This is a genomic window from Chryseobacterium sp. 3008163, assembly GCF_003669035.1.
GTDB lineage: Bacteria > Bacteroidota > Bacteroidia > Flavobacteriales > Weeksellaceae > Chryseobacterium.
In genome coordinates this window covers 1950611-1975839 of sequence record NZ_CP033070.1, presented here as the reverse complement: position 1 = coordinate 1975839, position 25229 = coordinate 1950611, and the positions used below count along the sequence as shown (strand labels likewise).

Annotated in this window: 28 protein-coding genes; 14 read left to right on the top strand and 14 right to left on the bottom strand. The window is 34.9% G+C overall.

The features are described 5' to 3' along the window. Window positions 1-67: 67 nt before the first annotated feature. Window positions 68-295, top strand: coding sequence for a hypothetical protein (locus tag EAG08_RS08955; protein WP_129535128.1), 228 nt, complete (start codon window positions 68-70; stop codon window positions 293-295). Window positions 296-437: 142 nt separating this feature from the next. Here EAG08_RS08955 and EAG08_RS08950 read toward each other — a convergent pair whose 3' ends face one another. The 6 genes from EAG08_RS08950 to EAG08_RS08925 all read right to left on the bottom strand — a co-directional run bounded on the left by EAG08_RS08950 (window position 438) and on the right by EAG08_RS08925 (window position 5777). Continuing rightward, window positions 438-1205 carry a TrmH family RNA methyltransferase gene (locus tag EAG08_RS08950; protein ID WP_129535127.1) on the bottom strand — a complete coding sequence of 256 codons (768 nt, stop codon included), beginning with the start codon at window positions 1203-1205 and terminating at the stop codon, window positions 438-440. Window positions 1206-1264: 59 nt separating this feature from the next. Beyond that, entirely contained in the window at window positions 1265-2620 is a 1356-nt protein-coding gene (gene rmuC / locus EAG08_RS08945) for a DNA recombination protein RmuC (RefSeq protein ID WP_129535126.1), read from the bottom strand. A gap of 59 nt (window positions 2621-2679) precedes the next feature. After that, window positions 2680-3435 carry a DUF5995 family protein gene (locus tag EAG08_RS08940; protein WP_129535125.1) on the bottom strand — a complete coding sequence of 252 codons (756 nt, stop codon included), beginning with the start codon at window positions 3433-3435 and terminating at the stop codon, window positions 2680-2682. Between the two features lie 64 nt (window positions 3436-3499). Continuing rightward, window positions 3500-4018: a YciI family protein gene (locus EAG08_RS08935; RefSeq protein WP_228446837.1), complete on the bottom strand. Its 519-nt coding sequence runs from the start codon at window positions 4016-4018 to the stop codon at window positions 3500-3502. Between the two features lie 13 nt (window positions 4019-4031). Continuing rightward, window positions 4032-5210 carry a nicotinate phosphoribosyltransferase gene (gene pncB / locus EAG08_RS08930; RefSeq protein ID WP_129535124.1) on the bottom strand — a complete coding sequence of 393 codons (1179 nt, stop codon included), beginning with the start codon at window positions 5208-5210 and terminating at the stop codon, window positions 4032-4034. A 90-nt stretch (window positions 5211-5300) separates the two neighbouring features. Continuing rightward, complete coding sequence (locus tag EAG08_RS08925; protein WP_129535123.1) at window positions 5301-5777, bottom strand: Dps family protein; 477 nt, start codon at window positions 5775-5777, stop codon at window positions 5301-5303. 119 nt (window positions 5778-5896) lie between these two features. On the opposite strand from EAG08_RS08925, the gene EAG08_RS08920 reads away from it, so the two are divergent. The 7 genes from EAG08_RS08920 (at window position 5897) to EAG08_RS08890 (ending at window position 12368) form a co-directional block, all read left to right on the top strand. Next, the gene (locus EAG08_RS08920; protein ID WP_129535122.1) at window positions 5897-7267 is read left to right on the top strand and encodes a hypothetical protein; all 1371 of its coding nucleotides are present in this window, start codon (window positions 5897-5899) and stop codon (window positions 7265-7267) included. A gap of 160 nt (window positions 7268-7427) precedes the next feature. Continuing rightward, entirely contained in the window at window positions 7428-7841 is a 414-nt protein-coding gene (gene rpsL, locus EAG08_RS08915; protein ID WP_027383325.1) for a 30S ribosomal protein S12, read from the top strand. Window positions 7842-7864: 23 nt separating this feature from the next. Next, the gene (rpsG, locus tag EAG08_RS08910; RefSeq protein ID WP_028122161.1) at window positions 7865-8341 is read left to right on the top strand and encodes a 30S ribosomal protein S7; all 477 of its coding nucleotides are present in this window, start codon (window positions 7865-7867) and stop codon (window positions 8339-8341) included. 6 nt (window positions 8342-8347) lie between these two features. Then, entirely contained in the window at window positions 8348-10465 is a 2118-nt protein-coding gene (gene fusA, locus EAG08_RS08905) for an elongation factor G (RefSeq protein ID WP_129535121.1), read from the top strand. 17 nt (window positions 10466-10482) lie between these two features. Next, window positions 10483-10788 (top strand): 30S ribosomal protein S10, encoded by a 306-nt coding sequence (gene rpsJ / locus EAG08_RS08900; RefSeq protein WP_002661363.1) that lies wholly within the window; start codon window positions 10483-10485, stop codon window positions 10786-10788. Window positions 10789-10940: 152 nt separating this feature from the next. Beyond that, window positions 10941-11768 (top strand): GLPGLI family protein, encoded by an 828-nt coding sequence (locus EAG08_RS08895; RefSeq protein WP_129535120.1) that lies wholly within the window; start codon window positions 10941-10943, stop codon window positions 11766-11768. A 60-nt stretch (window positions 11769-11828) separates the two neighbouring features. After that, window positions 11829-12368: a low affinity iron permease family protein gene (locus EAG08_RS08890; protein WP_129535119.1), complete on the top strand. Its 540-nt coding sequence runs from the start codon at window positions 11829-11831 to the stop codon at window positions 12366-12368. On the opposite strand, the gene EAG08_RS08885 is transcribed toward EAG08_RS08890, so the two are convergent. From EAG08_RS08885 to EAG08_RS08855, 8 genes are all read right to left on the bottom strand, one after another. After that, a complete protein-coding gene (locus EAG08_RS08885; RefSeq protein ID WP_129535118.1) occupies window positions 12355-15054 on the bottom strand; it encodes a hypothetical protein in 2700 nt (899 codons plus the stop codon). The genes EAG08_RS08890 and EAG08_RS08885 overlap by 14 nt on opposite strands. Window positions 15055-15214: 160 nt before the next feature. Next, window positions 15215-15502, bottom strand: a complete 288-nt coding sequence (locus EAG08_RS22920) for a hypothetical protein (RefSeq protein WP_317126320.1) — start codon at window positions 15500-15502, stop codon at window positions 15215-15217. Further along, a complete protein-coding gene (locus EAG08_RS08880) occupies window positions 15490-16185 on the bottom strand; it encodes a hypothetical protein (protein WP_317126319.1) in 696 nt (231 codons plus the stop codon). Before EAG08_RS08880 ends, EAG08_RS22920 begins: the two co-directional genes overlap by 13 nt. Next, window positions 16185-16598: a hypothetical protein gene (locus tag EAG08_RS08875; protein ID WP_129535117.1), complete on the bottom strand. Its 414-nt coding sequence runs from the start codon at window positions 16596-16598 to the stop codon at window positions 16185-16187. Before EAG08_RS08875 ends, EAG08_RS08880 begins: the two co-directional genes overlap by 1 nt. A gap of 149 nt (window positions 16599-16747) precedes the next feature. Then, window positions 16748-17548: a hypothetical protein gene (locus EAG08_RS08870; protein WP_129535116.1), complete on the bottom strand. Its 801-nt coding sequence runs from the start codon at window positions 17546-17548 to the stop codon at window positions 16748-16750. A gap of 19 nt (window positions 17549-17567) precedes the next feature. Beyond that, complete coding sequence (locus tag EAG08_RS08865; protein ID WP_129535115.1) at window positions 17568-18299, bottom strand: MIP/aquaporin family protein; 732 nt, start codon at window positions 18297-18299, stop codon at window positions 17568-17570. A gap of 24 nt (window positions 18300-18323) precedes the next feature. Beyond that, window positions 18324-19820: a glycerol kinase GlpK gene (gene glpK / locus EAG08_RS08860; protein ID WP_129535114.1), complete on the bottom strand. Its 1497-nt coding sequence runs from the start codon at window positions 19818-19820 to the stop codon at window positions 18324-18326. A 19-nt stretch (window positions 19821-19839) separates the two neighbouring features. Further along, window positions 19840-21429, bottom strand: coding sequence for a glycerol-3-phosphate dehydrogenase/oxidase (locus EAG08_RS08855; RefSeq protein WP_129535113.1), 1590 nt, complete (start codon window positions 21427-21429; stop codon window positions 19840-19842). Between the two features lie 115 nt (window positions 21430-21544). Here EAG08_RS08855 and EAG08_RS08850 point away from each other — a divergent pair, with 115 nt between their 5' ends. From EAG08_RS08850 to rpsS, 6 genes are all read left to right on the top strand, one after another. Further along, entirely contained in the window at window positions 21545-22309 is a 765-nt protein-coding gene (locus EAG08_RS08850) for a DeoR/GlpR family DNA-binding transcription regulator (protein WP_164998551.1), read from the top strand. 252 nt (window positions 22310-22561) lie between these two features. Continuing rightward, window positions 22562-23188: a 50S ribosomal protein L3 gene (rplC, locus tag EAG08_RS08845; protein ID WP_129535112.1), complete on the top strand. Its 627-nt coding sequence runs from the start codon at window positions 22562-22564 to the stop codon at window positions 23186-23188. Then, window positions 23179-23808: a 50S ribosomal protein L4 gene (gene rplD, locus EAG08_RS08840; protein WP_129535111.1), complete on the top strand. Its 630-nt coding sequence runs from the start codon at window positions 23179-23181 to the stop codon at window positions 23806-23808. The genes rplC and rplD overlap by 10 nt, the downstream gene beginning before the upstream one ends. A gap of 3 nt (window positions 23809-23811) precedes the next feature. Continuing rightward, window positions 23812-24102 (top strand): 50S ribosomal protein L23, encoded by a 291-nt coding sequence (gene rplW, locus EAG08_RS08835; RefSeq protein ID WP_129535110.1) that lies wholly within the window; start codon window positions 23812-23814, stop codon window positions 24100-24102. A gap of 22 nt (window positions 24103-24124) precedes the next feature. Further along, window positions 24125-24946 carry a 50S ribosomal protein L2 gene (gene rplB, locus EAG08_RS08830; RefSeq protein WP_047442262.1) on the top strand — a complete coding sequence of 274 codons (822 nt, stop codon included), beginning with the start codon at window positions 24125-24127 and terminating at the stop codon, window positions 24944-24946. A 2-nt stretch (window positions 24947-24948) separates the two neighbouring features. Further along, on the top strand, window positions 24949-25227 hold the full coding sequence (rpsS, locus tag EAG08_RS08825) for a 30S ribosomal protein S19 (RefSeq protein WP_034702850.1): 279 nt from the start codon (window positions 24949-24951) through the stop codon (window positions 25225-25227). Window positions 25228-25229 lie beyond the last annotated feature (2 nt).

The window sequence follows — 25229 nt, the reverse complement described above, 5'->3', positions numbered from 1 at the left end:
TTGTTCAAATATCCGAACAGAGAAAAAGATTTAAAAAACAATATTAACAAATTAAATTTAATTTATTATGAAAAAGTCATTATTCGTAGCTGCTATCGCTGCAATCTCTTTAGTTGCTTGTAAGAAAGGTGAAGCTACAACTACAGCTACAGATTCTTTAGAGAACAAAGGTGATTCAGCTATTCAAAACATCGATTCTACAGCTAACGCTGCTATCGATACAATCAACAAAAAAGCTGATTCAGCTACTACTGCTGTTGAGAAAAAAGTTGATTCTGCTAAAGTTGCTAAGTAATTAGTAGTTACAAAAGAATAAAAGAACCGTTTCGCCTAGCGAAGCGGTTTTTTATGTCTTATAATGACGAATCGCAAAGTAGTCTTTACACTATTGAACTTTAATTAAATCAAAGAATGTGAAAACGCTACTTTAATCAATTTTAATTTTTCTTTTGTTTCAAAGTTTCATAGCAGGTAATTGCTACGGCATTACTCAAGTTTAGAGAATCAATACTTCCTGACATAGGAATTAATGTATTCTTTCCTTTTCCAAACCAGAAGTCACTTAGTCCTGAATGCTCGGTTCCAAATAGAACAGCAGATCTTTTCGTAAAATCACGTTTATATAAATCCTCAGAAGTCTCATCCATAATGGTTGTGTAGATGTTGAAATTATTTTCTTTAAGAAATTCTAAGGTTTCCTGATTTTCAGCCTGGAAAACTTCCATTCCAAACAAACATCCCACGCTGGAACGGATTACATTCGGGTTGTAGAAATCTGTTTTTGCATCAGCAATAATCAAAGCATCAATTCCGAAAGCTTCGCAGCTTCTCAGAATGGCTCCCAAATTTCCGGGCTTTTCAACGCCTTCAACAATAATTACGGTTGAGTTTTCTTTAGGTTTAAAAGTATTTAATGCAGCTTCTTTTGCTTTATAAATGCCGATAATTCCTTCAGAACTTCCTCGGTAAGCTATTTTTTCATAGACTTTTTCAGAAACATAATGAATTTTCTCTTTCGGAAGTTCTCCTTTGAAAATAGTTTCACAAACAAAGAATTCTTCAGCCTCAAAATGATATTTCTGAGCTCTTTCGTTTTCCTGTTGTCCTTCCACAACAAAAACACCCGATTTTTTTCGGAAACGGTTATCCGTTAAAAGTTTGGTAATGTTTTTTACTTTTTCGTTCTGAAAACTTTCGATAATCATGATAGGTGGTTGATAAATGATAGTTGATGCAAAAATAATTTTTAAAAATCATTTATCCATCATAAATCCTCATTTATACCATTGATCAGACTTTGTGGAAGCTCTTTTTTGTTTTTAATTCCTAGAGATTTCAGCTTTTGAGTTTGCGAAATTAAGTTGTCATTACCGGTAGATAATTGCTTAAAAGCATCATTGTAAACATTTTTTGCCTGATCAATATTTTTCCCGACTTTCTCGAGATTTTCTATGAAACCTGCAAATTTATCATATAATTTAGCCCCTCTTTCTGCAATTTCCATAGAATTTCTGTTCTGATATTCTCTTTTCCAGAGATCGGCAATCAATTTCAGGGAAGTAATCAGATTGCTCGGATTGAGAAGTAGAATTCTTTTCTCATAAGCGAAATTCCAAAGGTTTTGATCTGCTTGCATCGCAGCAATATAAGCAGGTTCGCTTGGAATAAACATCATCACGAAGTCCAATGATTTTCCGTAATCGTCATACGCTTTCTGGCTCAGTTGGCTGATATGAGTTTTGATAGAAGATAAATGTTGATTGACTTTGATTTGATAAATATCAGAATCTGTTTCGTCAACCAATTCTGTGAAAGCCGTCAAAGAAACTTTAGAATCAATAATCACATTTCTTTCATCTGGATATTTTACAACAGCATCCGGACGCATTTTTTTACCTGAAAATTCTGAAAATAAAGCTTTATTATCTTCATCTTTAAGTTCATGTTCCAGAAAATATTCTCTTCCTTTTACCAAACCGGATTTTTCCAAAATACTTTCCAAAATCATTTCGCCCCAATTTCCCTGCGTTTTGCTTTCACCTTTTAAGGCTCGGGTTAATTTTTTGGCATCTTCGGAAATTTGCTGATTCAGTAAGGATAATTCTTTTACTTTTTCGCCCAAAGAAAAGCGTTCTTTGTTTTCCTTTTCATAAACTTCATTGACTTTGTTTTTTAAATCAGTAATTCTTTCCTGAAAAGGATCGAGGATGTTTTTTAAATTGGTTTGATTTAAATTGGTAAATTTTTCTGTTTTTTCTTCTAAAATTTTATTGGCGAGATTTTCAAACTGCAGTTTTCCTTCTTCCTGAATTCTTTTTGTTTCTTCTTTTTGAGCTTTCAAAAAAGTGTTTTCAGCAGAAACTTTTGCAAATTCGGTTTTTAAATCATTTAAAAGATCTGATTGCTGAAGATTGGCTTCTTTTTCATTTTTAATAATTTCCTCTAAATCCTGAGTTTTAAGATTTAAATTCTCTAAATCTGCATTAGCTTTAATATAAAAATGATTCAGTTCATCATAAGATTTTCTTGAAATCATTGAAGATTTTAGATAGAAATAGATTAAAAATGAACCTAAAATTCCTCCAATAAAACAAGCGATGATGAGATAAGTGATTTCCATTTTTCAAAATTACAAAACAATGAATTATTTTTTTATGGTTAACAGTAATCTTTCGGTAATTATATGGTTTTTGTTTTTTCTAAAATTTCAATATTTTTCACAACATCATGGCTTTCACATTTCTTCAATTCTTTGGCTAAAGCTGAAGAAAGTAATTTGGGATTCAAAATTTGCGATGCAACTTTAGCCGCAGCATAATCTACGATATTGATTACAGATTCTTTTAAGAAATTGGGTGTGTTTGAAGCAATCACGGCGGTTGTCCACGAAGTTTCTCTCGCTTTAGAGATAGCAAAATCTAAAATTACATTGTCTTTTCCGTTAGAAAGTTTGTCGATAAGATTGACTGGATAACAGATTTTATTTAACGAATCCTGAACATTTTGATTAATCGATGCAATAACAGAATTGATGTTTTCAAAATCTTTTTTCAAAGGATTTATTTTACGGTAAGGCATCACCGAAGCTGCAGAAATTCCCAAATCTAAATTAATGTGCGCATTCATCCCAAGAAAAATATGCTGAAGAATCAAAAGGTCTTTATTTTTTGTCGCCTCAAAAGCGAGATACCAGGCGTTTGTGCATTTTTTCCCTTTAGTGTAATTGTCCCAGGCTTCAAGATATCGGTTAGCAAAAGCGAGATCCAATAGAATCATTCTTGGATTATCTTCAAACTTTTTCTGCTGAATTCCTTTTAAAACCTGAGCGGTCATTATTCTGTAAGTACAAGCAAAATAGCCGATAGGATTCTGGTTTGTTTTGCTCCAAATGATAATTTCATCTAACTTTTTTAATACTTCTTCGATGGTTTTCATGGTGGTTTAGTTTTAATTTAAAGATAAGAAAACCTTTCAGTTTTGAAAGGTTTCCGTTTGTTGTTTAAGGATTCTCTTTTGCAATCTCGTCATGATGCTTTAAATAAAGAGGTAGTGCAGCAGAGCCATACCATGGGAAAACTTCATAATTGAAAACTCCAGCCGAAACTGCGGGGTCTGTTTTTACCCAAGACTCGGCTTCTTCTTTAGATTTTGTATTGAAAATAAACATTCCACGATAGTCGCGTTGGTTTTTTCCTGAGAATGGTCCGGCTATGACAATTTTTCCTTCTTTGGCGAGTTTACCGATGTTTTCCATGTGTCCTTTCATCAATTCTCCCATTTTTGTTTTATCATCAATTTTTGCTGAACCTGTTGTCAGCATTACAATAACATAAGGTTTCATGCCGTATTGATCCGCACCTAGAGAGTCAGCCAACTTTTGATTGTAACTGATTTTTGAATCGCCAGAACTTCCATCTTTCCCTGGGGCTCCAGGTTTTCCATCTTCACCTTTTTTGTAAACAAAACAAGAGGTCAAAGTGGATGAGATTAAAATTAGTGTAATAAGTTTTTTCATCATTCTTATGTTTTAATTAATCTTTAATTCTTAGAAATTCTTTTGCCAACTCAATCATTTTAGGATCACCGGTGTATTTTCCGTGTTCGTCAGAAAGCTTTACGGTAGGAATCCATTCTTTATTTAAGGCTTGAACTCCTATCAGTTTCATTACGATATTCATTGGTTTTAACCCTACATCGTTGGTAAGATTGGTTCCGATACCGAAAGAAACTCCGATTTTTCCTTTGCAGTAATTAGTGATTTCTTCTACTTTTTCAAGATTTAAAGCATCTGAGAAAATAATGTATTTGAATAAAGGATTGATTCCGTTGCTTTTATAGTGGGCAATTGTTTTATCGGCAAATTCAAAAGGATCTCCGCTGTCGTGACGTACACCGTCGAAAAGTTTAGCAAATTTCTTGTCAAACTGCTGGAAGAAAACATCGGTAGTGTAAGTATCTGAAAGTGCAACTCCCAAATCTCCGCGATAAACATCTACCCAATGCTCAAGGGCTAATTCGTTGGCCATTTTGAAACCAAATTCAGCCCCATGAAACATAAACCACTCGTGAGCATGAGTTCCGATAGGTTTTACGTTGTACTTCATCGCAAAATGTACGTTTGAACTTCCAATAAATGTAGATTCTTTTTTTTGCGTTAATGCTTCCATGACCAAATTCTGAACTTTATAAGAATGCCTTCTTCTGGTTCCGAATTCTGCGAAATTTACTCCTAAGTTATTTAATGAATCCGCTTTTTCTAATGTTTTGCTCATCACCACGTCGTTAGAATCTCTTTCCATGTGGTTCATCTCGTAATGCAGTTCGCTTATTAAAGCCAACAAAGGAACTTCCCACAAAATAGTTCTGTACCAAAGTCCTTCTACGATAACGCTTAAATCATTTCCGGTTTGTACGATTTTAACTTCTGACGGATCGTAATGATAGCCTTCTAAAAAATCTAAATAAGGTAAATTTAAATACGGACAGGTTTTGGCCAAAAATTTCTTTTCATCTTTGGTGAGTTTCAATTCTGCCATTTTATCAACAATAATTTTCAGGGCAACGTCGAAGCCTTCAGGAAAATGATGCTTTCCACGATTGATAAATTCATATTTTACGATTTGGCTTGGGAAAAGTTTGACAACGGCATTTTGCATGGTGATTTTGTAAAAATCGTTGTCAAGTATTGAATTGAGTCGTATTTCGGACATATTTTAATTTTAAATAAATTTAATAAAATAAATAAAAAAAATCGCCTTTTTGATGGGCGATTTTGCAATCAATGAAATATTTTTTGTCTTTTATTTTCCTAAGTATGAGTTGTACATCCAAACTTCTTTTTCTTGTTCGGTGATATAGTCGCTCATTTGAGAGTTGGTACCTTCATCGCCTGCTTCATCAGTAATATTTAAAAGTTCTCTTTGTAAATCGATAACAACTTTGAAGGAGTTTAGAATGATTTCTACACTTTTGTTGCCGTCACTTACTTCCTTGCTTTCCTTAATTGTGGAAACCTGAAGGTAATCTGAATAATTATGTGCAGGAGTTGCGCCTAACGTCAGGATTCTTTCTGCGATTTCGTCAATTTTTAAGACCAGACTATTGTAAAGCTCTTCGAATTTTGGGTGAAGCGTAAAGAATTGTTCACCTTTTATATTCCAGTGAGAACCTCGTGTGTTTTGATAGAATACTGAATAGTTGGCTAGAAGTATATTGAGTTTTTCTGAAATGTTTTTACAGTCCGCTTCTTGTAAACCAATAATGTTGGCGTTTTTCATAATGTTTATTTTTTATATTCTAAATACAGGAAATATTGTGCCGAAATTGTATGAAGATGATTGATGATACTTATCTTTGGTATTTTTAATTTGTATTAGAATTTTGCTATTAAACAAACATGAAAAAATATAAGGTACTTGCGATAATTGTTGTCGTTATCTATTTTTTACAATCAATATTTACACCTTTTGGTGGTATCATGTCAGACAGTCTTTCGTATTTTGGCATTGCGGAAGATTTGCCAAGACCAGAAACTAATTTGTTTCCTTTGGGATATCCGTTGTTGATTAAGTTTTTTCATATGATATTTCAAGATTATTTTTGGGCGTATAAAATTCTTAATCTTCTATTTACTATTTCTATTTTAGTTTTTTCTTACAAAAAGAAATTTTATTTCAGAGAGACCACATTGTTGTTTGCGGGTAAAACTTTTTTCTGTGTTTTTATTCAGGCTATTTCTGAATCGGCATTTATTTTTGTACTTTATTTTCTTGTTTATTTTTTACATGAAATCCTTATCAAACCACAAAAGTTATATAAAAATGCAGTTATTGCGGCTTTATTAATGGTCAGCTTGTTTTCTATAAGATATTCGGCAGTTTTTATTTATTTGGGAATTTTGGTTTTCTTTTTTTTAAATTTTATTAAAATTAAAAATGCAATTTATTTTAAAGCCTTCTTCTTGTTTTTGATTTTATCAGGTTTAGGGATTTCAGGGTATTTATTTCTCAATTATTTAGAATTTAAAAGCTTTACAGGTGAACAGTTAAGAGGAACCCCAAACGGGATGACATATCTATATGTAATAAGAGATTTGTTGGGGGTTTGTAATGTTATTGATCCTTTTATTGGGTTAAAGCCTGCATCTAATAGTTTAGGGAGTTTACTGTTTCAGGGATTTATTCTAGCGATAGATATTTCCATCTTTATGTATTTCTTTAGATATTACAAAAAAGCAAAGGGAACTCTTCAGAGAAATTTTCATGTTTTACTTTGGGTAGTTGCAGTGGTTTATACATTTGCATTGTTGTTCTCTGGCTGGATTCAGCAGATTGAGGAAATGGGAATCAGGCTTTTGGCGGCGGCTAATTTCTGTTTGTTTTTTTCATTTCTTATCTTGTATTTTAAATATAATGCTGATGATAAAAAGATTTGGTGGATATCGTGTTTCTTCTTAATTTTTTTAACTACCTACAGCTTAAAAGATCCTGCATATTATTTGACTAAGAAAGAAGTGATAAAAGCTCAGATGCCAAAATTTAAAAACAAAAAATATTTATTTAATGATGAAAGAAATATTAAAACACTCACGACATACGAGATACCTATTATAAAGAAAACGTTCAATTATGAACATACCAATAAGCAGAAAGGAAAGCTTAAAGAAAGTTTAGCTGGAAGCGTTTATCCTAAAATAAAATGGTTGAAGTATGATACGGTGCGAAACAAATCTGAAGTTTTATATACATCACAACTTTCTATAGATTAATTTTTTTAGATTGAATTATCTTATGAATGTCAATATTTATGAGATAAACGCCTGATTCTTTGTCGAATTTATTTTCAATAAAAAATATTTATTTACACATAACTTATTGTCAATTAAAAAATTATTCATAATTTTGCACCCTAAAATAAAAAGCAATTAAATGCCTACTATTCAACAATTAGTAAGAAAAGGAAGAGTCGCACTCACCAAGAAGAGTAAATCGGCTGCCCTTGATTCTTGTCCACAAAGACGAGGTGTATGTACGAGAGTATATACTACCACTCCTAAGAAACCTAACTCTGCACTTAGAAAAGTTGCAAGGGTAAGACTTTCAAACGGTAAAGAAGTCAACGCCTACATCCCGGGCGAAGGACATAATCTTCAAGAGCACTCGATAGTATTGGTACGCGGCGGAAGGGTGAAAGACCTACCGGGAGTACGTTATCATATCGTAAGAGGAGCATTAGACACTGCAGGTGTTAGCGGAAGAACGCAGAGAAGATCTAAGTATGGAGCTAAGAGACCAAAACCAGGTCAGGCAGCAGCTGCGCCAGCTAAAGGAAAGAAAAAATAATCATTAAATAAGGTACAGAAACAATGAGAAAGACAAAAGCGAAAAAAAGACCGTTGTTACCAGATCCGAAATTTAATGATCAATTGGTAACTAGATTCGTAAACAACTTGATGCTAGACGGTAAGAAGTCTATCGCATTCAAAATATTCTATGATGCATTAGACCTTGTAGAAGCAAAAAAAGGAGAAACTGAAAAGACTGCCCTTGAAATCTGGAAAGATGCATTAACTAACGTTATGCCTCACGTAGAAGTACGTTCTAGAAGAGTAGGTGGAGCTAACTTCCAGATTCCTATGCCGATCAGAGCTGATAGAAAAATTTCTATGGCAATGAAATGGTTAATCCTTTACTCTAAAAAGAGAAATGATAAGTCAATGGCTTTAAAATTGGCTAACGAAGTTGTAGCTGCTTCAAGAGAAGAAGGTGCTGCTTACAAGAAAAAATCTGATACTCACAAAATGGCGGAAGCTAACAAAGCTTTCTCACACTTTAAATTCTAATTAGAAATGAGTAGAGATCTTAAATTTACAAGAAATATTGGTATTGCTGCGCACATTGATGCTGGTAAAACTACCACTACAGAAAGAATCTTATTCTATACAGGTGTAAACCACAAAATTGGTGAAGTACATGATGGTGCTTCTACAATGGACTGGATGGAGCAAGAGGCTGAAAGAGGTATTACAATTACTTCTGCTGCAACTACTTGTTCTTGGAATTTCCCAACAGACCAAGGTAAGCCATTAGCTGAAACTAAGCCTTACCACTTCAACATCATCGATACACCAGGACACGTTGACTTTACAGTAGAAGTAAACAGATCTTTAAGAGTATTAGATGGTTTGGTATTCTTATTCTCTGCAGTAGATGGAGTAGAGCCTCAGTCTGAAACAAACTGGAGACTTGCTGACAACTACAAAGTTGCAAGAATGGGATTCGTAAACAAAATGGACAGACAAGGTGCTGATTTCCTTAACGTGGTAAACCAGGTTAAGACAATGTTAGGATCTAATGCAGTTCCAATCGTTTTACCAATCGGTGCTGAAGAAGATTTCAAAGGTGTAGTTGATTTAATTAAAAACAGAGCGATCGTTTGGGACGAAGCAGGACAAGGAGCTACTTTCGAAGTAGTGCCAATTCCTGAAGACATGAAAGCTGAAGTTCTGGAATACAGAGAGAAATTAGTTGAAGCAGTTGCTGATTATGATGACACTTTGATGGAGAAATTCTTCGAAGATCCAGATTCAATTTCAGAAGACGAAATCAACGAAGCTCTTAGAAAAGCTACTATCGATTTATCTATTATCCCAATGACTTGTGGTTCTTCATTTAAGAATAAAGGAGTACAGTTTATGTTGGATGCAGTATGTAAATATTTGCCTTCTCCATTGGATAAAGATGATATCAAAGGTACTGACCCAAGAACTGATGCTGAAATTTTCAGAAAACCAGACGTTAATGAGCCGTTCGCAGCTTTGGCATTTAAGATTGCTACCGATCCTTTCGTAGGAAGATTGGCATTCTTCAGAGCATACTCTGGAAGACTAGATGCTGGTTCTTATATCTTGAACACTCGTTCAGGTGATAAAGAAAGAATCTCTAGAATCTATCAGATGCACGCTAACAAGCAAAATCCTGTAGATTATATTGAAGCAGGAGATATTGGTGCAGCGGTAGGTTTTAAATCTATCAAAACTGGTGATACAATGTGTGACGAGAAAAACCCAATCGTTCTAGAATCGATGGTTTTCCCTGATCCGGTAATTGGTATCGCTGTTGAGCCTAAAACTAAAGCAGATCAAGATAAAATGGGTAACGCTTTGGCTAAATTAGCTGAAGAAGATCCTACTTTCCAGGTTAAAACTGACGAAGCTTCTGGTCAAACGATTATCTCAGGAATGGGTGAACTTCACCTTGACATTCTTGTAGATCGTATGAGAAGAGAATTCAAAGTAGAAGTAAACCAAGGTCAGCCTCAGGTAGAATACAAAGAAAATCTTACAAGAGTTGCTCAGCACAGAGAAGTTTACAAAAAACAATCTGGTGGTAAGGGTAAATTTGCTGATATCGTATTTGAATTAGGACCAGCTGACGAAGGTAAAATTGGTTTAGAATTCGTTAATGAGATCAAAGGTGGTAACGTTCCTAGAGAATTTGTTCCTGCAATTGAAAAAGGCTTTAAAGCTGCAATGAAAAACGGTCCTTTAGCTGGTTTCGAAGTTGAAGGTATTAAAGTAACTCTTAAAGACGGATCTTTCCACGCAGTGGATTCTGATGCACTTTCTTTTGAATTAGCTGCTAAATTAGGATTTAAAGAAGCGGGACGTGCTGCTAAGCCAGTAATTATGGAGCCTATTATGAAATTGGAGGTTGTAACTCCGGAAGAATATATGGGTAACATCATTGGTGACCTTAACAAGAGAAGAGGTACTATCAGTGGACAAGAAGAAAAGAACGGTGCCGTTGTTATCAAAGGTTCAGTTCCATTATCTGAAATGTTCGGATATGTTACGACTCTAAGAACACTTTCATCAGGAAGAGCTACTTCTTCTATGGAATTAGAGAAGTACCAGGCTACTCCTCAAAACGTTGCTGAAGATATTATCGCTAAAGCAAAAGGTTAATTTTTTAAATTAAAGAAATGTCACAAAGAATCAGAATAAAACTAAAATCTTACGATTACAACTTGGTAGACAAGTCTGCTGAGAAAATCGTAAAAACGGTAAAGGCTACTGGTGCTGTTGTAAACGGACCTATTCCATTACCTACAAATAAGAGAATCTTCACGGTGTTGAGATCTCCACACGTAAACAAGAAAGCAAGAGAGCAGTTCCAATTATCAGCTCACAAGAGATTGATGGATATCTACTCTTCTTCTTCTAAAACTGTTGATGCTCTAATGAAATTAGAACTTCCTTCAGGAGTTGACGTTGAAATTAAAGTGTGATAATTGAGCCTTTTGGCTTATCATCTTAAATATAATCCCTTTTCGAAAGAAGAGGGATTTTTTTTGCTTTAAATTTTATTTAAGCTAAATATCTAATCTCTAAATTTCATCTAATTCAAACATTATTGATATTTTTGATTAAAAATTAAAATATGAAGAAACTGATATTGCTATTATTTCCATTACTCTTATCGGCACAAACGCACCGCTTTATTTATCAGTTTCAATATAAATCAGATTCATTGGCAACAGAATTTGGTAAAGACAATATGATTTTGGATATCAATCCGGATGATGTTAAATTTTATCCATATTCTTATGCTGAAACTGATTCTCTAAATATTATTCGGGGTCAAAGAAGATCTAGGTGGGATGATCATCTGCCTGCTCTTATCAGAAAAAAGAACTCTTTTGAAAATACTTCATTGATTTTGCTGAAAGATTTTTTCTCTCTCAAATCAACAGATAAAATGAATTGGAAACTTTTCAATGACACAAAAGTTGAAGGACAGTACACACTACAGAAAGCAACGACAACTTTTGGCGGTAGAAATTGGATCGCGTGGTTTTCTAAAGACGTTAATCTCAGTGAAGGGCCATACAAATTCCGAGGACTTCCCGGATTGATTTTTGAGATTGAAGACGATAAGAAAAACTTTATTTTTAAGTTGTCTAAAAGCATGAAGTTCCCCAAGACGTATGAAGCTCAATTTCTGAATAGTTTTATGGGACGAAAACCAATTCCTGTCACTGAAAAAATAATTGTAAAAAAACAATTGGAACTTTACGATAATCCCTTACAGGATATTGCAGAATCATTTAAATCGAATACCAATCCTGAAAATACATTTTATGTAATGGGAGTGCAGATAAAAAGTTTAGAGCAAATAAAAGGAATGTCTGATGAACGGAGAAAAACAATGCTTAGAGAAAACAATCCCATAGAAATTGATAAAGCGGTACACTATCCTATACAATAATAGGTAAGCATTCTCTATTTTGAGGCTGAATTTTTGATTACATTTAATAAAAATAAAATAATGTCAAAAGAAGATAGAAGCATATTTGAAAAATTTTCAAATTGGGCAACGAAGTTTACAGGAAGTTCTTATGCTTTTCTTAGTGCCGTAGCCATTGTTGTCATTTGGGCAGTTTCAGGCCCTGTTTTCAATTATTCTGAAACGTGGCAGCTTGTAATCAATACAGGAACTACGATCATAACTTTCCTGATGGTTTTCCTTATTCAGAAATCTCAAAATAAAGATTCAAAAGCCATTCAGATTAAATTAAATGAGCTCATTGCAGCCAACGAAAAAGCCAGCAACCGAATGGTCGATATTGAAGACCTTACCGAAAAGGAGCTGGATCAGATACATTGTTATTACGAAAAGCTGGCAGATTTTGCAGAAGAAGATCAAGATATCCATGCTTCACACTCGATAGATGCTGCGAAAAGAAATCAAGACAGGAAACATGAAACTTTTAAAAAGAAGCATGATCTTTGGCTGCAGGAGCAGAAACAAAAAAGGAATCAATTTGATTCCTTTTTTCTTTTAACTAAAACAATTATCTCTTCATAAAATAATCAAAATAACTACAGCTTCCCAAAAGCGTTCGCGCTGCTTCGGTATCTGAATACTGAGATTTTAGCTGAGCAAAGTAAGTTCTGTATTTTTGATTTTTCAGATCATTCATTTGCTTTTGATAAGCATCATTTTTCTCAGACCATTTCGGATCAGCATAATCAATGTTTGCCTGATTTTTAGCTTCATACTGATAGTATTTTCCCTGCTCGGCACTTGCCATCTGGAAAAGTAGTCTTGCTTTTTGTTCTTTGTTGTTTGACAGATTTAAAGCTTTTTTGTAAAAATTTAAAGCCAAATCAAAATTATCAGGTTCGATGTAAGTAGTCGATGTGAAATTCTTGTAATAGTATTGATACGGAGTTTTCTTATCAGTACTCCAGAAGTCATATTTTCCGCCGTTGCTGTTGTCGACATCCATTACAAACAGTTCTCTGTAATAGCCGAGAACAGAAGTGTTGTACAAAATATTTCCTATGAGTTGATTTGCCTGAGCTGATTTTTCATCTTTGCCACTTCCAATTTTTTTAAGTTGAACTAAAGCATCTGCCAATTCAAGTTTATTCATTTTTGGTTTAATGAAAGGAAAAGCAGTGTAATCTTCTGTCTGCATACTTTCTACATCAGAACTTTGGAAACTTTCCCAAACGTTATGCCCGAAAACCAAATTCGGAATGTTGCTGAAACCATCATAGTTTTGACCATCATAAACCAGTTTTTCATAATTCCCGGTTTGCGGATTGTATCTTTCATAGTTCTCTCTTGGAATTCCTGAGAAGGTCTGAGCTTTTTGATAATACGATTTTGCTTTATCGAAATCTGCCAATCTCATCGCTCTGTCACCGTAAATCACATTGAAGAATGCGTCAATATTTCCTACATTGTCCATGTTTTTGGCGATGATCTGCTGTTCAAATGCTGTCTTGTTTGGTTTTCTGTAAAAATCTTCTACACTTTTTACCAAAGTAGAATTCGGATTATATTGAAGATCAGACAATTTATTATTCATCAGGTAAGATTTTCCGTCTTCACCCTGAAGGAAATATCGGTTGGCCAAAACATCTTTTAAGAACGACGCAGTAGAAGGAGCAGAACCATAGTAATCATATCTTTCATCCTCTGTGCTATCTTTTTCGATTTTCTTTTCAACAAAGTAATCGGCATAGTCTTTCATTAAATGATCTTCATATTCCGCATCAATCTTTGGCTGCGAAACAATATCATTCAAGACTTTCATTCTCTTGATTTCTTCAAGATATTCCGGATTGTTGGTTTTGATGTTTTCTAAAATTTCTGTGCTGGTTTCATAATCTTTCTTTAAAAATTTAAGATAAGCATCTGCTATCTGCCAATATTCGTCAGTAGATTTTTCTTTAGTTTTTGAAGTGAATTTTTCTAAATCATCAAGAAAGTCTTTCTGTTTCTCGTCGTAATAATAACTTTGATTTTTTGTGTAAAAAGGAATTCTGTTTGGGTTTTCCAATAACTCATCATCGCTTTGGTCATTTTTAGTTCCGTCTTTCACTTTGTCAGATTTTGAGCTAAAAAGATTCTTAAAGAACAGAACAATTTTCTGCCAGAAGCTCAGTTCTTTTTTCTCTATTTTTTTTGTTTCTGTAGTTGCAGTAGTTTTTGTATTTCCTGACTGGTCTGCATCTTTTGATTCGTAATAATATGTCGGAAGATAGCTTCGTTCCAGTTCGTTGATGCTTCTTGCGGCCATCACTTTCAGAATTTCTGAATTAGGATCAATGTCATACATCTTTTCCATCATCGGAATCGGGTTGGTAAAATCTTCATAACCCAAAAGAAAATACGCCATGTTTTTCTCTTCGTTATTTCCCGCTCTTTTCAGAATATTGTTGAAAGATGCCGTGTCTGAAAGCTTCATCGAGATAAACGCAGATTCTTTTCGGCTTTTGCTGTTTTTAAAAACCTGAAAGAAATTCCAGTTGGCGTCATTCCCCATTTGCAATCCACGTTGTGCACCTGCCAATTGGTCTAAAGCCATATAATAAGAAGCGCCTCTTAACGAAATTGGCTGAACGTAAGACTTGAAAGCCTGAAGCGCTGCATCGAAATTTCTTGTATAATGATTGAATCTTACTAACTGATAGCCATACCGCTGCTTAATTTCAGGATTTTTGGCTGCATTATATAAAGATGTAAGTGCTGAAACTGTTTTAGCATAATCTAATTGTGTAGCATTTTTGTCGCTTTCATTTTCTCTGTAGTAAAATGAATCTGCAGTTTCCACATAATTGATTTTCATGTAAGGCTCAAGATATTTTGCCTCAATCAAATAATCAATTCCTTCACGGTATTTTGTATAGAAACCCGTTCCAACTTTTTGCAGTAACAGATTGTTTGGTGTTCCTCTCTTCAAATCATTGAGATCATTCATGGCAATTTTATTCACCAGATAATCTGTTTCAGTGTACGTCAACTGATTGTTGAAGAATTTTCTCCATGCTTCGATATTCTCATTTGGAATCTGTGAAGATTTAAAATCGGTATAAAACCTCGAAGAGTAGTTGTGAAGAAAAGGAAGGTAAGATTTATCTTTAATGATGCTTTGGGTAAACAGATTAAAGTAGTCATAATCCGGATCTGCCCATGCACAAGCCTCCGATTTGGTATAGATAAGCGATGCAACGGCTAATGATAGAATATACTTTTTCATATGTATTTTTGGTGTTTTGTTTAATTTTTTATTTCCCGCAGATCACACAGATTTGCGCATATTTTTTTATTTAGTTTAATTTAATCCGTGAAGATCTGTGAAATCTGTGGGAAGAAATTGTTGCGCTTAATTATTGAGCCAATCTTCCTGCTTCCAGCCATCAGAAAATTCTGCCTTCCACAAATTTACTATCTAATTGGTAATATATAATGTTGTAGCCGTTTAATTTTTTACCTAAAAACTGTGTAACATTATCAAGTTGTTCATCAGAAATTTCTTCCACCTTTATTTTGAAACCTTTGTTCATGAAACTCCCAAAATAGAAACCGTCTTTTGTAATTTCAATTTCATTATCAGATGTTTTTTTGAAGTTGGAGTTTTCAAGATCTTTTTTAGACAACGCATTGATGAGCTTGTGCTTTCCTAAATGATTGGTTACAATTCCCACGAATAAATCGGCAATGCAACTTCAATGTTCTTTAACGGATATTCTTCGAGCTTAGATAAATAGCTTTTCAGAATATTGACATCTAAAATCGAATTCTTATCTGAATTTTCAAGCGGTGAAGAAGTGGAGTAGCACATGAGATATACTTTTTTCACTGGCGGAATTCCCATCAGATTTTTATCTTTCACCTGATGAAGTCTAAGTGTACAGGTAATTTCTTTTCCGGAGATTTTCTTTAATTCATTTAGAAATTTAAAATAATCATCTTTCGTTCCGGCAGTCCAGTCGCAGTCAATTTGAATTTCGTTGCTAGAAGTTAATTTGTATTCTTTCACTTTTTTTTGAATTAATTGATAAACGCTTTCAGTCAGAAATTTGATGTCGGATTCATTAATTTCAAAAAAAGTTCGGTTGGTGATAAAAATTGTCGGGATGATTTCTTTTTCCGTACTAAAGCTTTCGTCTTTGGTAATGACAGCAACCGGTTCAAATTTTCCATTAATCTTATCGACGTCAAAAAATCTTGTATATAAATAAGGTGAAGTAGATTTTACAAGTGCTTTTTTCTCAGTTTGATTTAAAGCAAGATTGGTTTTCCAATAATAGTAAGTGTAGGGATGCGTTTGTTTTTCTTTGCACGAAATCACCAAAAGCAAAGCCAAAAGAAGTTGAATAATCTTCATTACTTATATATAATGCTTTCGCAGTTGCAATTTATTGAAGCAAGTTCAGAAACCGGACAGCAGTCATCTGATTTTTTGATATTTCCTTTTTCATCGGTAAGATAAATCTTCTCTTTATTAAATTTTACATAAAAAGTTTCATTATACGTTTTGAAATGTATTTTCATCACTTTCGGATTATATTTTCCTGCATTGATCTCTTCTTTGGTTTCAGTTTGGTCTGCCTGATTAATCTGCAGAAATCCAAAATGTACATTCCCGTTTTTCTTTACATCAAGATAATAGGCCGGAGTTCCTGAGCCGCTTGCGCCTTGTTCGATATTGAAGCTTCTTTTCCCGGTAAATGGCGCTTTTGATTGAGCAAAAGACAGAATACTGATGAATAGAAGAAGTAAACTATAACCCTTTTTCATATTATAAATTTTCTCAAAATTAAAAATATCTTAGCAATAATTAAACCGTAAAATTACGGTGATTACTTTCATTAAGGCTTCTCTTAATTAATAGAAACAAAAAACCACTCCAATATTGGAATGGTTTGTAAAATACTAACAATTTTAATTTAAAATACCGTTGCGGCAAGTTGTATTCTCGCAAACTTATTCGAAGGGTTCCACATCGCCATCATAGAAACCGGCAGTGTGTAATGTTCCGTAATTTTAAGAGATTTGGTCGCTTTTACGCCAACATTTACAATATCAAAACTATTCGTCCCGTTTCCGTACAGAAAGTTTTTGTCATTTAAGGCAAAACCAGCTCCTACAAAAGCATCAAGGTTAACTTTTTTATCTTTAATCACGGGATAGCTTACCTGAACGTAGGTGGAATATTTATTCTTTTTATAAGTTCCGTCATATTCCAAAACAACTTCTCCTGCATTAGCACCACCGTAAAGCATAATGTCTGCTTCAATATTTAATGGAAATGCTGGTCCGAAAGTATAGTTGGTTCTTAAATCAATAATATGCGCGGTTTTTCTGTTTGAATAATTAAAAATATCATCCGAAGCAACCGCAGTATTAATGTTTCTTGAATTAAACAAATCCCACAAACCAATATATAAACGCCCGTTGGAATACTGAACATAATAATTGATTTCTTTATAGTGCGTTCCATCTTTATCATCAGTCATTGAAGATGCTCCCCAAATTCCGACTTTCCAGTTTTTATCTTTATCTAATGCGTAGGAAACATTTCCCATGATAACGGGTTTATCCGTAATAATCAAACCTCTCCAAAGGTGATTATTCTGAATGTTTGCAGTGAAATCTAATCTGCTGTCTTCCTGATTTTCTTCATTTTGCTGGGCATAAAGATTCCCTGTGCCTAATGCAATCAGGCATATATAAAATAGTTTTTTCATTGTGTAGACTTTTCTGTGATTAACTTAAGGCGAGATGTAGTAAAGCTGCGAGAGTGGTTCCTACAATAGGTCCTGCAATAGGAATCCATGCGTAGCTCCAGTCACTGCTTCCTTTTACCGGAAGGATAGCGTGCATAATTCTTGGTCCTAAATCTCTTGCAGGATTGATGGCATAACCTGTCGTTCCTCCTAAAGATAAGCCAATTGCCCAAACCAATAACGTAACTGGTAAAGCACCAAGTGTTCCTAAACCAATTTTTGCGGTCGGATCGTTATTTAAAGTAACACTCGGATCTGCAAAATGGAAAATCACAAAGACAAGAACGAAAGTTCCGATGATTTCGCTGATTAAATTTGAAATAGGTTTTCTGATTGCTGGACCTGTACTGAAACAAGCCAGTTTTGCACCTTCATCTTCTGTAATAGCAAAGTGATCTTTGTTAAATAACCAAACCAGAAAAGCACCCAGCATTGCCCCAATCATCTCTCCTGCAATATAGGTTGGAACCAAATCCCAAGAGAATTTTCCTGCAATTGCCAACCCTAAAGTTACTGCCGGATTCAGATGTGCTCCGCTGATGGGTCCCGCAACGGTTACGCCAACGAAAACTGCCAAAGCCCAAGCCGTGGTAATCACGATCCATCCGGAATTATTTCCTTTGGTTCCTTTTAAGACAACGTTTGCCACCACGCCGTTTCCTAAAAGTATCATCAGCATAGTGCCGATTATTTCTGCTACAAATGGAGTCATAGTTTTAATTTGTTTTAAATGGGTTTAATCTTCGATCCAGTTTTGAGAACGTTCTACAGCTTTTTTCCATGTTTTAAGCATCTTTTCAACTTTCTCTTCTTCCATTTGAGGTTGGAAATGTTTGTCAACGATCCATTGAGACTGGATTTTATCAATATTTTTCCAGTATCCGACTGCAAGACCTGCAAGATAAGCTGCTCCTAAAGCTGTTGTTTCCAATGTTTTTGGTCTTGTAATTTTAGCACCGAAAATATCTGACTGAATCTGCATTAAAATATCACTTGCAGAAGCTCCGCCGTCAACTCTTAATTCAGGACTCTTTTTCCCTGCATCGGCTTCCATTGATTTTACGATATCGTAAACCTGAAAAGCAATTCCTTCCAAAGTGGCTCTTGCGATATGTGCATTGGTCGTTCCACGGGTTACACCTACAATCGTTCCGCGAGCATACTGATCCCAGTAAGGAGCGCCTAAACCTGTCAAAGCAGGAACGAAATAAACGCCGCCGTTATCTTCAACAGATTGTGCTAACGTATTGACTTCTTCTGCAGAATTGATTAATTTTAAACCATCTCTCAACCATTGAATGGCTGCTCCACCAACGAATACACTTCCTTCCAATGCATAATTTACTTCTCCGTTAATTTTCCATGCAACAGTCGTCAACAAATTGTTTTTGGATGAAACAGCTTCTGTTCCTGTATTCATTAAAAGGAAACAGCCGGTTCCGTACGTATTTTTTACCATTCCGGGAGTTGTACACATTTGCCCGAATAAAGCAGCCTGTTGATCTCCTGCAATTCCTGCAATCGGAATTTTTGTTGAAAATAGAGTAGTGGCAGTTTCTCCATAGATCTCACTGCTTTGTTTTACTTCAGGTAAAATGGCTCTTGGAATATTGAATAATTCTAATAGCTCATTATCCCATTCCAAAGTATGGATGTTTAGAAGCATGGTTCTACTAGCATTCGAAACATCGGTAATGAACATTTTTCCACGTGTTAATTTCCATACAAGGAAAGTATCCACTGTTCCGAAACACAGTTTTCCTGCTTCAGCTTTTTCTCTTGCACCTTCTACAGTGTCTAAAATCCACTTCAGCTTTGTTGCAGAAAAATAAGCGTCTAAAACAAGACCTGTCTTTTCTTTAATCATTTCGGCATGACCCTGTTCTTTTAATTCATCACAATATTTAGACGTTCTTCTGTCTTGCCAGACAATTGCATTGTAGACGGGTTCTCCGGTTTCTCTGTCCCAGACGACGGTAGTTTCACGTTGATTGGTAATCCCGATAGCGGCAACTTCTCTTCCGGAAATTCCTGCTTTGGCAATAACTTCTGCAGCTACGGAAACTTGAGAAGACCAGATTTCGTTGGGGTCATGTTCTACCCAACCCGGAGTAGGGTATATCTGTTCAAAACTTTTCTGAGAAACAAATTCTATTTCTCCGCTGTGATTGAATAAAATGGCTCTTGACGATGTTGTACCTTGGTCTAGAGCGAGAATTAATTGGTCACTCATCTTTGAGATTAAATTAAAGTTAGATGTTTCTTGGCGAATAAGGAGTCAGTAAATATCCTCTCGCCAATTCGATAAACTCGTTTTCCTGTTCGTTTGCCCATTCTGCAGAATGTCCGTTTTCTTTTGCAATAATAAAAGCGATTTTATGTGCACTGTCGATCGCTGCTCTTGCATCCAAAAATAAAAGACGGACTCTTCTTGCCAAAATATCTTCAATAGTCTGCGCCATTTCGTTTCGAATTGCCCAAACTGCTTCTGCTATTGTGAAAGGATGATCAGGATGTATTTTTTCTGAAAATTCAGGATTGTTTTGTTGTAATTTTTTGATTTCAGGAATGTCTGAACCATATACATATAAATGATTGGTTCTGTCAACAGTTTCAGATTTTACATTTCCATGAATCGAAAGATGCTCTGTTTTGGAAGTTGTAATTCCTAAGTTGTGAACTTTTAATGCTTCATCGATCGTGTCTTCTGCCATTTTACGGTACGTTGTCCATTTTCCACCGATAATGGAAATCAATCCGGTGTCGGATGTAACCACTTTATGACTTCGGGAAACTTCTTTTGTGCTTTTGCTTCCGTCTTTTGGAGCGGCAAGGGGTCGAAGTCCAGCGAAAACAGATTTTACATCTTCACGGGTTGGCTTTTTAGATAAATATTGTCTTGCTGTATTTAAAACGAAATTAATTTCTTCTTCCAAAGCTCTCGGTTCGAAACTTTCGTTTTCCAGTAAAGTATCAGTTGTCCCGACTAAAGCTCTGTCGTGCCAAGGAACGACAAACAAGACTCTTCCGTCTGAAGTTTTAGGAATCATAATGGCGTCGTCACTTTTTAAGAAAGATTTATCCAAAACCAAATGAATTCCCTGACTTGGAACTACAAATTTTCCGTGTTTCGGGTTATTCATATTTAAGATATCATTCGTAAAAACTCCGGTTGCATTGATGACCACTTTCGCTTTAATTTCGAATTGCTGTTTCGTGAACTGATCTTCTGCAACTACACCTGTTATTTTATTGGAATCATTTTTAATTAAATTAATAACTTTAACATAATTAACGGCAGTTCCTCCTTTTTCAATAATGGTTTGCGTTAAATTAATCGCCAGTCTTGCATCATCGAACTGTCCGTCCTGATAAACAACTCCGCTTGCCAAACCTTTTTGCTGAATTGTTGGAAGTTTTTCTACGGTTTTTGATTTGCTGATGTATTGTGTTCTTCCTAAACTTAGTTTTCCTGCAAGGAAATCGTAAATCGAAAGTCCTATTTTATAATAAATTCCTCCCCACCAAGTGTAATTTGGAATAATAAAAGACTGGTTTTTAACCACATGAGCTGCATTTTTGGCGAGTAGACCTCTTTCTTTCAAAGCTTCTTTTACTAAACCTATATCTCCCTGTGCTAAATATCTTACTCCTCCGTGTACCAATTTTGTACTTCTGCTGGAAGTCGCCTTTGCGAAATCGTGTGATTCTAACAGTAAGGTTTTAAATCCTCTGCTTGTAGCGTCCAATGCCGAACCTAAACCACTCGCTCCTCCACCGATGATTAGAAAGTCCCACTCTTTTATGGAGGTTAATTTGCTAAGTTCTTCGTTTCGTTTCATAATATTTCGTTATGTTTCGTTTTCAAATGTATAAATTAAAACGAAACTAAAAAGAAAATAAGTGAAATTTTTTTGAATCAAAATAAAATTGGTATTTTTGATGAAATGAAACGAAATGGAAAAGCTGCTGCCAAGACATAATGATATCTTGAAAGAATTGGATGAAAAAGATTATGTGCTTGTTCAGGATTTGTGTGAAAAATTTAATGTTTCGTCAGTTACAATTCGAAAGGATTTGAATTATCTCGAAAGTTTAGGATTGCTTTTCCGAAATCATGGCGGTGCAAGTAGGCATGTAAGATATGCGTATGAAAAGAATGTGGATGAAAAGGAAAACATCAATGTAGAAGCAAAGAAAAATATTGCAAAAACCGCATTGTCCTTGATTCAAGAAAATGACTGTATTATTTTGGCTTCCGGAACGACGATGCATTATCTGGCAAGAATGCTAGTGAATTTCGGTCCGTTAACGGTTTTAACTTCTTCTTTGCGTGTTGCAATTGAATTGTGTAACAATCCTAACATTAATATCATACAATTGGGTGGAGAAGTGAGAAAAAGTTCTACTTCTATTGTAGGTTCTATTTCTGAAGCTATTTTAAAACAATTCTCCTGTAATAAATTATTTCTTGGGGTAGACGGAATCGATATGGATTTCGGAATTAGTACTTCTAATGCTGCAGAAGCTCACCTGAATCAATTAATGATTAATTGTTCTGAAAAGGTTGTCATTCTAGCAGATTCTTCTAAATTGAACGTAAAAGGTTTCGGTAAAATCGCTCCTTTGGATAAGATAGATTATCTGATCACGGACAATGGTATTTTAGAAGAAGACAAAAATAATCTTGAAGAAATTGGAGTGAGTGTAATTATTAAATAAAAAATAAACTCATTTTTAAATTTTCTGTAGTTCAAAAATATTTAGCGAAACATTCAACCAGATTTTTCCAAATTTCCCTAAATCATTAAAAATCAAAATATTTTACTATAAATATTTGTCAAATTAAATTTTATTCATACATTTGCACACTCATTTTCGGGGAGGAGTATGCCCAATTCAAACTTGGTAATTACTTGAGATCTCGCAAAATGAACGTGAATACAAGAAATTTTATAACATATTATATAAATAATGTCAGGTATTATTGGAAAAAAAATTGGGATGACTTCTCTGTTTGACGAAAACGGCAAAAACATGCCGTGTACCGTTATTCAGGCAGGTCCTTGCTCAGTTTTACAGGTCAGAACCATTGAAAAGGACGGATACAAATCTGTTCAGTTAGGTTTCGATGACAAGAGTGAAAAGAACGTTGGTAAAGCGTTAGCTGGCCATTTTAAAAAGGCTGGTTCTGCTCCTAAAGCTAAGTTGGTAGAATTCTACAGAGAATTCGTTGATACTGTAAGCGTAGGAGATGAAGTGAAAGTAGACTTATTCGCTGAAGGTGAATATGTAGACGTTACAGGAACTTCAAAAGGTAAAGGTTTCCAAGGTGTTGTTAAAAGACACGGTTTTGGAGGTGTAATGCAAGCTACTCACGGTCAGCACAACAGATTAAGAGCTCCAGGTTCAATCGGTGCGGGATCGGATCCTTCTAGAGTATTCAAGGGGATGAGAATGGCAGGTAGAATGGGAGGTAAGCAGGTAACTGTACAAAACCTTCAAGTATTAAAAGTGGATCAAGAACAAAATCTTTTAGTAGTAAAAGGTGCTGTTCCGGGAGCTAAAAATTCTTATGTAATTATCAGAAAATGGAACTAGTAGTATTAAATACATCAGGAAAAGAAACCGGAAAAAAAGTAACTCTAGACGAAACAGTATTCGGAATTGAGCCAAATAAGCACGCGGTTTACTTAGAAGTAAAACAATATCTTGCTGCTCAGCGTCAAGGTACTCATAAATCAAAAGAAAGAAGCGAAATCACTGGTTCAACTAAAAAGTTGAAAAAGCAAAAAGGTTCAGGTTCTGCAAGATATGGTGATATCAAATCTCCAGTTTTCAGAGGTGGAGGTAGAATTTTCGGTCCAAAACCGAGAGACTACAGATTCAAATTGAACAAAGCTCTTAAGAGATTAGCTAAAAAATCTGTTCTTTCTCAGAAAATGAGAGATAACAGCATCAAAATTGTTGAAGGATTGAGCATTTCAGCTCCTAAAACTAAAGATTTCATCACTATCTTGAATGCATTGTCATTGAATGATAAGAAGTCTTTATTCATTCTTCCTGATACAAACAAGAATGTATATTTATCTTCAAGAAACTTACCTAAGACTAAGGTTATGAAATTCAACGAAATTTCTTCTTATGACTTAATCAATGCAGGTGAGATCGTTTTCTTAGAAGGTGCAGTTGAAAAATTCCAGGAAAATTTAAAGAAATAAATCATGTCACTAATTATTAAACCAGTTATTTCAGAAAAAGCAAACTATCTTACAGATTTAAGAGGTGCTTATTCTTTCTTAGTACAACCTAAGGCGAATAAAATCCAGATTAAAAATGCAATAGAGCAAGCTTATGGTGTGAAAGTAGCAGACGTTAGAACCATGATTTATGCTCCTAAAGTTTCTTCGAAATACACTAAAAAAGGTCTTCAAGTAGGAAAGACAAACAAATTGAAAAAGGCGATTATCACTCTTGCTGAAGGAGAAGTAATCGACATTTTTGCTGTAAATTAATTATTAATTATAAATAATAGTAATGTCTGTTAGAAAATTAAAACCTATCACCCCAGGACAGAGATTCAGAATTGTAAACAATTTTGAGGAAATTACTACCAACAAACCAGAGAAGTCTCTAACCGTTGGTATTAGTAAGTCAGGTGGACGTAACCAAACTGGTAAAATGACCATGCGTTACACCGGAGGTGGACACAAAAAGAAATACAGAATTATCGACTTCAAAAGAAACAAGCATGATGTTGAAGCAACGGTAAAAACTGTAGAATATGATCCAAACAGAACTGCTTTCATCGCTTTAGTGGAGTATGCAGACGGAGAGAAGAGATATATCATCGCTCCAAACGGGATCAAAGTTGACCAAAAAATCATTTCAGGAGAAAGCGTAGAGCCTAATGTAGGTAACGCAATGAAATTAAAAAGTATTCCTTTGGGAACTGTAATTTCTTGTATCGAAATGAAGCCTGGTCAAGGTGCAATCTTAGCAAGAAGTGCTGGTTCATCAGCTCAATTGACTTCAAGAGACGGGAAATATGCAATCATCAAATTGCCTTCAGGAGAATCTAGAATGATCCTTACTGAGTGTTATGCAATGATTGGATCTGTTTCTAACTCTGATCATCAGTTAACTGTTTCAGGTAAGGCTGGTAGAAGCAGATGGTTAGGTAGAAGACCTAGAACTAGACCGGTAGTAATGAACCCTGTAGATCACCCAATGGGAGGTGGTGAAGGTCGTTCATCTGGAGGTCACCCAAGATCTAGAAACGGTATGCCAGCTAAAGGTTACAAAACCAGAAAGAAAAACAAAGCGTCTAACCGTCATATCATATCTAAACGTAAATAATTATGGCAAGATCACTTAAAAAAGGACCATTCATTCATCATACTTTAGATAAGAAGGTTCAGACAAACATAGAGTCTGGTAAGAAGACAGTTATCAAAACTTGGTCTAGAGCATCAATGATCTCTCCGGACTTCGTAGGACAAACTATTGCAGTACACAACGGGAAATCTTTTATCCCTGTATATGTTACAGAAAACATGGTTGGTCACAAGCTAGGCGAATTTTCTCCAACAAGATCTTTCAGAGGTCATGGTGGTAATAAAAACAAAGGAAGTAGATAATC

What these genes read in the sequence shown, in the direction of transcription:
- EAG08_RS08855 (WP_129535113.1), bottom strand. Translation starts at nt 21,429, where the DNA reads ATGAAACGAAACGAAGAACTTAGCAAATTAACCTCCATAAAAGAGTGG.
- rplB (WP_047442262.1), top strand. Translation starts at nt 24,125, where the DNA reads ATGTCTGTTAGAAAATTAAAACCTATCACCCCAGGACAGAGATTCAGA.
- EAG08_RS08880 (WP_317126319.1), bottom strand. Translation starts at nt 16,185, where the DNA reads ATGAAGATTATTCAACTTCTTTTGGCTTTGCTTTTGGTGATTTCGTGC.
- EAG08_RS08870 (WP_129535116.1), bottom strand. Translation starts at nt 17,548, where the DNA reads ATGAAAAAACTATTTTATATATGCCTGATTGCATTAGGCACAGGGAAT.
- EAG08_RS08935 (WP_228446837.1), bottom strand. Translation starts at nt 4,018, where the DNA reads ATGATGAAAAAACTTATTACACTAATTTTAATCTCATCCACTTTGACC.
- glpK (WP_129535114.1), bottom strand. Translation starts at nt 19,820, where the DNA reads ATGAGTGACCAATTAATTCTCGCTCTAGACCAAGGTACAACATCGTCA.
- pncB (WP_129535124.1), bottom strand. Translation starts at nt 5,210, where the DNA reads ATGTCCGAAATACGACTCAATTCAATACTTGACAACGATTTTTACAAA.
- EAG08_RS08920 (WP_129535122.1), top strand. Translation starts at nt 5,897, where the DNA reads ATGAAAAAATATAAGGTACTTGCGATAATTGTTGTCGTTATCTATTTT.
- EAG08_RS08940 (WP_129535125.1), bottom strand. Translation starts at nt 3,435, where the DNA reads ATGAAAACCATCGAAGAAGTATTAAAAAAGTTAGATGAAATTATCATT.
- rpsG (WP_028122161.1), top strand. Translation starts at nt 7,865, where the DNA reads ATGAGAAAGACAAAAGCGAAAAAAAGACCGTTGTTACCAGATCCGAAA.
- EAG08_RS08950 (WP_129535127.1), bottom strand. Translation starts at nt 1,205, where the DNA reads ATGATTATCGAAAGTTTTCAGAACGAAAAAGTAAAAAACATTACCAAA.
- rplW (WP_129535110.1), top strand. Translation starts at nt 23,812, where the DNA reads ATGTCACTAATTATTAAACCAGTTATTTCAGAAAAAGCAAACTATCTT.
- rpsL (WP_027383325.1), top strand. Translation starts at nt 7,428, where the DNA reads ATGCCTACTATTCAACAATTAGTAAGAAAAGGAAGAGTCGCACTCACC.
- EAG08_RS08850 (WP_164998551.1), top strand. Translation starts at nt 21,545, where the DNA reads ATGGAAAAGCTGCTGCCAAGACATAATGATATCTTGAAAGAATTGGAT.
- EAG08_RS08875 (WP_129535117.1), bottom strand. Translation starts at nt 16,598, where the DNA reads ATGAAAAAGGGTTATAGTTTACTTCTTCTATTCATCAGTATTCTGTCT.
- EAG08_RS08955 (WP_129535128.1), top strand. Translation starts at nt 68, where the DNA reads ATGAAAAAGTCATTATTCGTAGCTGCTATCGCTGCAATCTCTTTAGTT.
- EAG08_RS08925 (WP_129535123.1), bottom strand. Translation starts at nt 5,777, where the DNA reads ATGAAAAACGCCAACATTATTGGTTTACAAGAAGCGGACTGTAAAAAC.
- rpsJ (WP_002661363.1), top strand. Translation starts at nt 10,483, where the DNA reads ATGTCACAAAGAATCAGAATAAAACTAAAATCTTACGATTACAACTTG.
- EAG08_RS08865 (WP_129535115.1), bottom strand. Translation starts at nt 18,299, where the DNA reads ATGACTCCATTTGTAGCAGAAATAATCGGCACTATGCTGATGATACTT.
- rpsS (WP_034702850.1), top strand. Translation starts at nt 24,949, where the DNA reads ATGGCAAGATCACTTAAAAAAGGACCATTCATTCATCATACTTTAGAT.
- rplD (WP_129535111.1), top strand. Translation starts at nt 23,179, where the DNA reads ATGGAACTAGTAGTATTAAATACATCAGGAAAAGAAACCGGAAAAAAA.
- fusA (WP_129535121.1), top strand. Translation starts at nt 8,348, where the DNA reads ATGAGTAGAGATCTTAAATTTACAAGAAATATTGGTATTGCTGCGCAC.
- rmuC (WP_129535126.1), bottom strand. Translation starts at nt 2,620, where the DNA reads ATGGAAATCACTTATCTCATCATCGCTTGTTTTATTGGAGGAATTTTA.
- rplC (WP_129535112.1), top strand. Translation starts at nt 22,562, where the DNA reads ATGTCAGGTATTATTGGAAAAAAAATTGGGATGACTTCTCTGTTTGAC.
- EAG08_RS08890 (WP_129535119.1), top strand. Translation starts at nt 11,829, where the DNA reads ATGTCAAAAGAAGATAGAAGCATATTTGAAAAATTTTCAAATTGGGCA.
- EAG08_RS08895 (WP_129535120.1), top strand. Translation starts at nt 10,941, where the DNA reads ATGAAGAAACTGATATTGCTATTATTTCCATTACTCTTATCGGCACAA.
- EAG08_RS08885 (WP_129535118.1), bottom strand. Translation starts at nt 15,054, where the DNA reads ATGAAAAAGTATATTCTATCATTAGCCGTTGCATCGCTTATCTATACC.